Genomic DNA, 7,257 nt, shown 5'->3' on the forward strand with positions numbered 1-7,257 from the left:
GGCAGATGCCGGGATGGCGGGTGCCTACTCCGCCATGGCCAGGCCAAGCGCCTCGATCATGGCCGGGTCCAGCGCCCGCGTGGTGTCGTCCATCATGCCCATGCCGTCGAAGAGATCCCAGAACGCCCAGCCGAAGCCGAGCTCCTCGGCGCTCTGCCTGACATCGGCGATGTAGCGTGCGCGGTCCGGGTTGGGCGCGGCGACATAGCGCGCGTCGGTGCGCAGCGCGCCGAACTCGCCCATGATGATGCGTTCCGGCGCCAGGCCGTGGCCGTCGGCCCAGGCGCGAACCTCGGCAAGATATTTGTCGACAAACCAGCGGTCGGGCCGGGCGTCGAAATAGACTTTCAGCACGCGCTCGGTTTCGGCATAGGCGGCCTGCTTGGCGTCTTCGGGGGTTTCGGTGTCCTGCGCCATGCGCGCCCTGACCGACGCCAGCGTCTTTTCCAACGAACCGGCGGATGCCGGCCACGGCACGTTGTTGAGCGACCGGTAGACGGGCTCGCGCATCCACGGCGCGCCCTGATGGCTGAACAGATAGGGCTCGTAGAAATGGAAGGTGAACAGGATCGGCTCGAACGGCGACAGTGGCGTCGGATCGAGAGCCGTCAGTCCGCTCACCATCGAGCCGCAGCCGCCGGTGACGACCAGCGGCAAGGTTGCGGCCGACGCCCTTGCCGCAGTCAGAAGTGAAAGCTGGATCTGCGACCAGACGTTCGATTCGCAGGCCTGCGCCGGCTCGTTGACCGGCTCGAGCGCTATTCTGCCGGGCTGAAAGCGCTCCAGCCTGCCGGCAAGCTCGCCGACCAGCCCGCGATATAGATCGAAGGCGGGTGCGGCGGTGCTGGAGACCATGCGGTCGGGGTTCCAGTAGTGCGTGGCGCCATTGGCCTGGACGTTGACGATGATGCCAAGACCGGCATCGAGCGTGGCGGTGACGGCGGCGTCCAGCATGTCCAGCAACTGGCCGCGCGTCTTGGCGTCGGCGGCCAGGAAGGGGCCGGGATCGACGGGCAGGCGAATGAAATCGAGCCCGGTCCTGCGCAGCCGACCGAGGTCGTCCGGTGTGGGAACCGGCCGTTGCGACTGGAAAGGCGGCCAGTCATAGTCGGTGCGTGGCGCGGGAAATTCGCGCGTCAGCGAGAACCACGGCCAGGCGTTGACGCCGCGCCGAAACTGCGGCCCAGCGGCGCGGGCGATTGGTGCGATCGAGAGAGGGCCAAGGGCCGCCGCCGCCGTGGACAGCGCGGTCCGCAGCACCCGACGGCGCGACCAGCCTGTCATGCGGTGCCGGCTGATGCGCGACTGATTGCGACCGTCTCGGCGGCGGTCACGCCGAGCAAGCGATAGGCTTCATTTTCATAGGCAAGCAGGACATCTTCCCAGCGGAAGGCCTCGCGGGCGCGCGCCCTGGCGGCAACGCCGCAGGTCCTGACCAGGTCATCGTCGTCCAGCGCCAGCTGCATCCGCTCGGCGCAGCTGTTCTTGTCGGTGAAGTAGATCGCTGCCGCACCGGCGGTCCATCTGTTGTAGTGATTGTCGTGGGCAATCACCATGTTGCCGGCTGCCAGCGCTTCGACCAGTGACGGGTTGGTTCCGCCCACCGTGTGGCCATGCAGATAGGCGCGGGCGTGGAAGCGCAGTGCCTTCACCGTTGCCTGGTCGTAAATGGCGCCTGGCAGGACCACCGAGCCGTTCGCCGCCTTGCGAATGGCGGCATGATACGGGATGTCGTCGGACAGCGTTCCCAGCACCACCAGCTTCATGTCGCGCTTGGCGGAGCAAAAGGCTTCGACGATCGGCAGGATGTTGTTGTCGGGTTCGATGCGCGCGATCGAGATCAGATAGCGCCCGGGCTCGAGGCCGAGCGCCCGGACCGACGCTTCCGGTGCCGATGTCACCGGATCGGCGCCATAGGCGATGGTGGCGATGGCGCTGCGCGGCCGGCGTGTCGCCAGATGATCTGCGATAGCGGGATGATCGGCCACCAGCCGATGCGAGGCCCAGGCGCCGATCCATTCGTTGAGCCAGAACCAGGTGCGCGCCGCCATGCCCCATTTGGGTCGCCGCCACTCGATGCCGTCCATATTGGTGAAGATCTTGCGCCGCTTGAGCCTGAGCCAGGTCAGGAAGACCGCGCCGTTGTAGCCGAGCACGAGACAGACGCCCTGCCGCCTGGCGGCGTCGCGGACGCATTGCCAGTCGAATTCCAGTGTCGCGCGCGGCCCTTTGGAGGCAACCTGGATGTGAATGAGTTCTATGCCGCGCCAGGTTTCGCTGCGCACGCGCTGGTCGATCCGCTCGACCTCATCCTGGCAATAGACGGCAACTTTCCAGCCTCGCCCGACAAGAAACAGCGCCAGTCTTTCGGCAAAGGTTTCAAAGCCGCCATGGGCCGCGGGTATGCCGCGGGTCCCCAGGATCAGAATGGCGGGCGTCTCTGGTTTCATGGCTGGCGGCACTTTCAGGTGTCTTCTATATATTAGCGATTACTGAATTTTTAGGAAACAGATGGCAACTTCCATGCCATCTTCCTGTTTCAGCATTCTTGGGGAGCGATCATCGCGCGGGGTTGTAAAAAAACGGTGTTGAATCCGGTGGTTGTTTCATTCTCGGTCAACCCTTCTGTGCGTAGCTGTATCGAAACGAAGCAGTGCCAGGGTCGTGCGGCCGGTAGGCGGCCTACTGAATCCGGCATGATTCTTGCGGCAAGGCCTCTGCACATTATCGCCCAGCGCGATGGTTGTAGCACCCGGCGGGATACAAAGATGCGGATTGCCTGCGTTCATCAGGGTTATGAACTCTATGGTTCGGACCGCAGCTTCGCGGAAAGCGTTGCTGCGTTGCGCGTCGCGTTTCCGTCGGCCGACATCGAGGTGGTTCTGCCGCGCGGCGGGCCGATCGTGCAGATTCTGGAAGCGCATGCCAGCCGGATCGTCTTCGAACCGCTCTGGGTGCTGAGGCGCCAAGCCATTGCGCGCCTTGCGACGGTCGAGATGGCGCGATTGCCGGTTGCCGTGTTCAGGGCGTGGCGGCGCCTCAGGAATTGCGACCTGGTTTACGTCAACACCTCGATCGTGGCCGATTATGCGCTGGCCGCGCGCCTTCTTCCCCACAAAGCTGTCCTGCACATCCACGAAATCCCCGAAGGCGCCATGCGCAGGATACTCGTCGGCCTGATGCATTGGAGCCATGCGGATCTCATCTTCAACTCGCGCGCGACGCGCGCCGCGTTCGGCGATCCCAGGATCGCGCGCGCCCATGTTGTCTACAACGGCGTTGCCGGGCCGGCGGCGGTCGAACCGACGACCTACGACGGCAAGCGCCCGTTGCGCGTGCTGCTGCTCGGCCGCATCAACAGGATCAAGGGGCAGGAGGTGCTGCTGGAAGCGATCGCCTCGATGTCGGCAGAGCTGCAGGCGAGGATCGAGGTGCGGCTGGTCGGCGGCGCCTTCGAAAGCACCGAGCGCGAGCATGCGCTGGCCGAACTGGTCGAGACCATGGACCTCACCGGGCGCGTCAGCGTCCTGCCTTTCATACCCGACCCTTCGGAGCACTACCGCTGGGCCGACATCGTCACCGTGCCGTCACGGCGTCCGGAATCGCTTGGGCGCGTAGCCATCGAGGCGATGGCCTATGGCCGGCCGCCGCTGGTGTCGGCGATCGGCGGGCTGGTGGAGGTGGTCAGCGACGGCGAGACCGGCTGGCATGTTCCGCCCGGCGACGCAGCAGCTCTTGGCGCGAAATTGCAGGAGATCATCCTGCGGCCGCATGCCTGGCGCGGTTTTGTCGCTGCCGGGCGCGCGCGCTACGAGGCAATCTTCTCCGAGCCGGTCGCGGCCGCCGCGATCACCGCGATCGCCGCCGACAAGCTGAAGACGACCATGGCGCGGCCGGGCAGGGCGCGGGCTGCCCGCGAAGCGGAGACACGACCGTGAAGCTTGCGTTCCCGAGCCATCTGGTTCGACGCCTCGTGCTGATGATCGGCGGCGAGGCGATGCAGAGCGGCTTTCACTTCGCCCTCAACATCATGCTGTTGCACTTGCTGTCGGCGCAAGGCTACGGCCTCTTCGCCATCGGCATGGTGATGGGCGGCGTCGGCCTGTCCTATATCAGGTCGCTCACCGCCGTTCCCGCCAGCATCTGGATGAGCAAAAGCACCAACAGCGCCGGCGTCGATGCCCATGACGTGGCATTCGGAACGGCGGCGCTGATCGTGGCGTTGCTGATGGCCGTCGGCACGGCTGTACTGATGCATGTCCTTGGCGATCCAAGCGGAATTGCCGCCGGCTGCTTCGTCGGTGCCTGGTCGTTGCGCAGCCATATGCGCACGACTTTCTTCGCACGTCGCCTGCAGGTGGTCGTTTCCATCAGCGACGGCGCTTTTACGATCGCCGGCATTGTCCTGACCGGGCTGACGATCTGGAAGGTCCAGGACCCGCTGCAGACCGTGTTCTACGCGCTTGCCGCGGCAAATGTGTTTGGCATTTTCGTCCTGGTCCGACTGGCTCGGCGCACAATTCGCATCAGCTTCCGCATGCCGACGCGGCGACGCTACACCAGGCTCTGGCACCAGCTGCGCTGGTCGGCATTCAGCGCGACTACCACCAACATCCAGGGGCAATGTCTGGCGCTGCTGGTCGCGGGCATTGCCGGGCCTGCCGCCTACGCACCGCTGGCGGCGGTCCTGGTGCTGTTTGCCCCGCTGCGCATCATCAGTCTTGCTTTCGTAAACATGACGCAGCCAGACCTCGCGAGGCTGATGCGGAACAACGAAACAGTGCGTGTCTGGGCGCAGGCGAAGATCTGGGCGCTCGTCATGGGGCTCGGCGGCCTGGTTTATGGATGCGCCATCATGTTCGTTCTGCCGATGATTAAATCCCAGGCCCTCCAGGACGCCTCGGTCGGGTTCATCGGGCTTTTCGTGATCGCGAATTTTGTCCCGATCATGCTCTATATCATGCCCCGCATCGTGCTTGAGATACTCGGCGATTTCCGGATCGTCGCATTCACCACGCTGGGCGGCGCGGTTGTCGGGCTGGTACTGATCGCGATCCTGCTGGCGATTGCATCTCCGCCGTGGGCGCTGGTGGGTTCCGCCGTGTCCGAGATCTTCGTGCTCGCGGCATCATGGTATTTCGCGCATCACCGCATATGGAATCTCGAGCATCCGGATGAGGCGCGCGACAGCCGGTTGGGTTCGTGGCGGCGGGCGGTCACGTTCGCGACGGCAAAACGATAGGAGAAGATGAAGATATGGCAGGCCAGGCAGTGCAAAGTGCTGCGGCGACCGGCTTGCCCGAAGGGCAGGCCCTCGATCCCGTAACCGTCGCCGCGAACGATGCCTACACGGTGCGATTGCACACCAGCCTGGAAGCGGCCAGGCCGCTCTGGCTGCGCTACCAGGCGGAGGGCGTGTGCACCGCCCACCAGCAATATGCGTGGGCCGAGGGAATCGTCGCACGACTGATGCCGAAAGGTGCGGAAGTGCTGATCGTGGAGGTGAACGACGCCACGACGGGCGCGCCCCGGATGTTGGTGCCGCTGATGCGGCGACCGGCTCCCGGCCATCGGGTGATCGAATGGCTGAGCTGTGGCGTTTGCGACTATTCGGCACCGCTGCTGGCCGATGCGAGCCCGTGGACGAGGCAATCCGCGCAGGCCGCGTGGGCTGCGGTGCGTTCCGTGCTGCCGCCGGCGGACCGCATCCACATCACGGGAATTCCGCAAGGGATCAGCGGCGTCGCCAACCCGCTGGCCTTGCTCGCGGCCACGCGCGATTCCCTTCATACCAGCTTCGGCCTCGCCATCGACGGCGACCCTGAAACCGTCCTCAAGCGCCTATGCAGGCCTTCGTTCGTCAAGGCCTTCAACAAGGACTGGCGCCGGATCGAACGGCTCGGCAGCGTGGAACTGGTCGAGGCCAACACACCGGCTCTGGTGGAGCTCATCTTCGGCAGCCTGGTCCGGATGCGGCTCAGCCGCTTTCGCGAACTGGGCCGTTTCGACCTGCTGACGCAGGGGACGGTTGTCGACTTCTACCGAAACGCCGCTCTCGAGGGCCTGTCGGATGGGTCGGTGCGGCTCTTCGGGCTGCGCGTCGGTGAAGCGCTGATCGCGGTCCAATACCTGCTTACCCATCAAGTTACTGTTCATGCTCTGCTGATATCAATCGACCAGGGCGCGGTGCCCAACGTTTCACCGGGGCTTCTGATCATGGGCAAGTTGATGAGCTGGGCGCGCGAGAAGGGTTTCGACTATTTCGACCTGTCGGTAGGCAACCAGAGCTACAAGGAGCATATGGGCGCCACGGGTTCGACCCTGCGCGAGCTTTGTCACGGGATTACAGTGCGGGGCAATGCCGTGACCACCGCCCTCGAGCTCCGCAACCGGACCGAGGTGTTCGTGCGCTCCAAACCTCGGCTGCTCAAGACGATCCAGGGACTGATGCGAGGTTTGCGGCGCTTGCGTGGGGGACCGGAATGACAGGACAAGCACGTGGCAAGCCGGGCAATGCAAGTGGTTGCGATGACGGACGATGGGCCGGTTTCCCCGATTGCCGCCAGCGCCGGCGCCGGCGCGCGCTACACCGCACGGCTGCACACCAGCTTTGAGACCGTCAAGCCGCTCTGGCTGCAACACCAGGCGGACGGCGTCTGCACCGCCCATCAGCACTATGCCTGGGTCGAAGGCATCGCCGCGCGGCTGATGCCCAAGAGCGCCGAACTGCTCGTCGTCGAGGTGAGCGACACTGCGACGAGCGCGCCGGTCATGCTGCTGCCGCTGATGCGGCGCCGGGCCAGCGGCCACCACGTGATCGAATGGCTGAGCTGTGGCGTGTGCGACTATTCGGCGCCGCTGCTTGCGGATGCGAGGCCCTGGACCAGGCATGGCGCCGACGCCGTCTGGGCGGCGGTTCGCGCCGTGCTGCCGCCGGCCGATCGCATCCACGTCGTGGGAATCCCACGGCAGATCCAGGGGGTGGCCAATCCGCTGGCCTTGCTTTCGGCGGCGCGCGACTCCATCCAGATCACCTCCGGCCTCGTCCTGCATGGTGAAGCGGAGACGCTCATCAAACGCATCTGCAGGCCGTCCTTCGCCAAGACGTTCCACAAGCAGTGCCGCGCCTTCGAACGGCGGGGGGGGCCGGAAGAGGTGTAGGGGGAGCCCCCCCCCCCGAGCCAGGGGCGTTTTGAATCCCCCCAGGAGAAGAGACGAAAACCCGTTATAGAGCAGGGGGCGTTAGGAAGACACACC

At 65.1% G+C, this 7,257-nt stretch carries 5 protein-coding genes and 1 pseudogene; 4 read left to right on the forward strand and 2 right to left on the reverse strand.

Features of this window, described 5'->3' with window-relative positions; all coding sequences use genetic code 11:
• Positions 1-24 precede the first annotated feature (24 nt).
• Both NKI38_RS09500 and NKI38_RS09505 read right to left on the reverse strand, forming a co-directional pair.
• The gene (locus tag NKI38_RS09500) at positions 25-1,284 is read right to left on the reverse strand and encodes a glycoside hydrolase family 5 protein (protein WP_352656707.1); all 1,260 of its coding nucleotides are present in this window, start codon (positions 1,282-1,284) and stop codon (positions 25-27) included.
• Positions 1,281-2,450: a glycosyltransferase gene (locus NKI38_RS09505; RefSeq protein ID WP_352656709.1), complete on the reverse strand. Its 1,170-nt coding sequence runs from the start codon at positions 2,448-2,450 to the stop codon at positions 1,281-1,283. Before NKI38_RS09505 ends, NKI38_RS09500 begins: the two co-directional genes overlap by 4 nt.
• A gap of 318 nt (positions 2,451-2,768) precedes the next feature.
• Here NKI38_RS09505 and NKI38_RS09510 point away from each other — a divergent pair, with 318 nt between their 5' ends.
• The 4 genes and pseudogenes from NKI38_RS09510 to NKI38_RS09525 all read left to right on the forward strand — a co-directional run.
• Positions 2,769-3,938, forward strand: a complete 1,170-nt coding sequence (locus NKI38_RS09510) for a glycosyltransferase (protein ID WP_352656711.1) — start codon at positions 2,769-2,771, stop codon at positions 3,936-3,938.
• Entirely contained in the window at positions 3,935-5,242 is a 1,308-nt protein-coding gene (locus tag NKI38_RS09515) for a polysaccharide biosynthesis protein (protein WP_352656713.1), read from the forward strand. Before NKI38_RS09510 ends, NKI38_RS09515 begins: the two co-directional genes overlap by 4 nt.
• A gap of 14 nt (positions 5,243-5,256) precedes the next feature.
• Positions 5,257-6,486 (forward strand): GNAT family N-acetyltransferase, encoded by a 1,230-nt coding sequence (locus NKI38_RS09520; RefSeq protein ID WP_352656715.1) that lies wholly within the window; start codon positions 5,257-5,259, stop codon positions 6,484-6,486.
• 27 nt (positions 6,487-6,513) lie between these two features.
• Positions 6,514-7,146, forward strand: a pseudogene (locus tag NKI38_RS09525) (GNAT family N-acetyltransferase); the annotation flags it as partial.
• Between the last annotated feature and the right edge of the window lie 111 nt (positions 7,147-7,257).

It is taken from the genome of Mesorhizobium sp. M0621 (assembly GCF_040320745.1).
Taxonomy (GTDB): domain Bacteria; phylum Pseudomonadota; class Alphaproteobacteria; order Rhizobiales; family Rhizobiaceae; genus Mesorhizobium.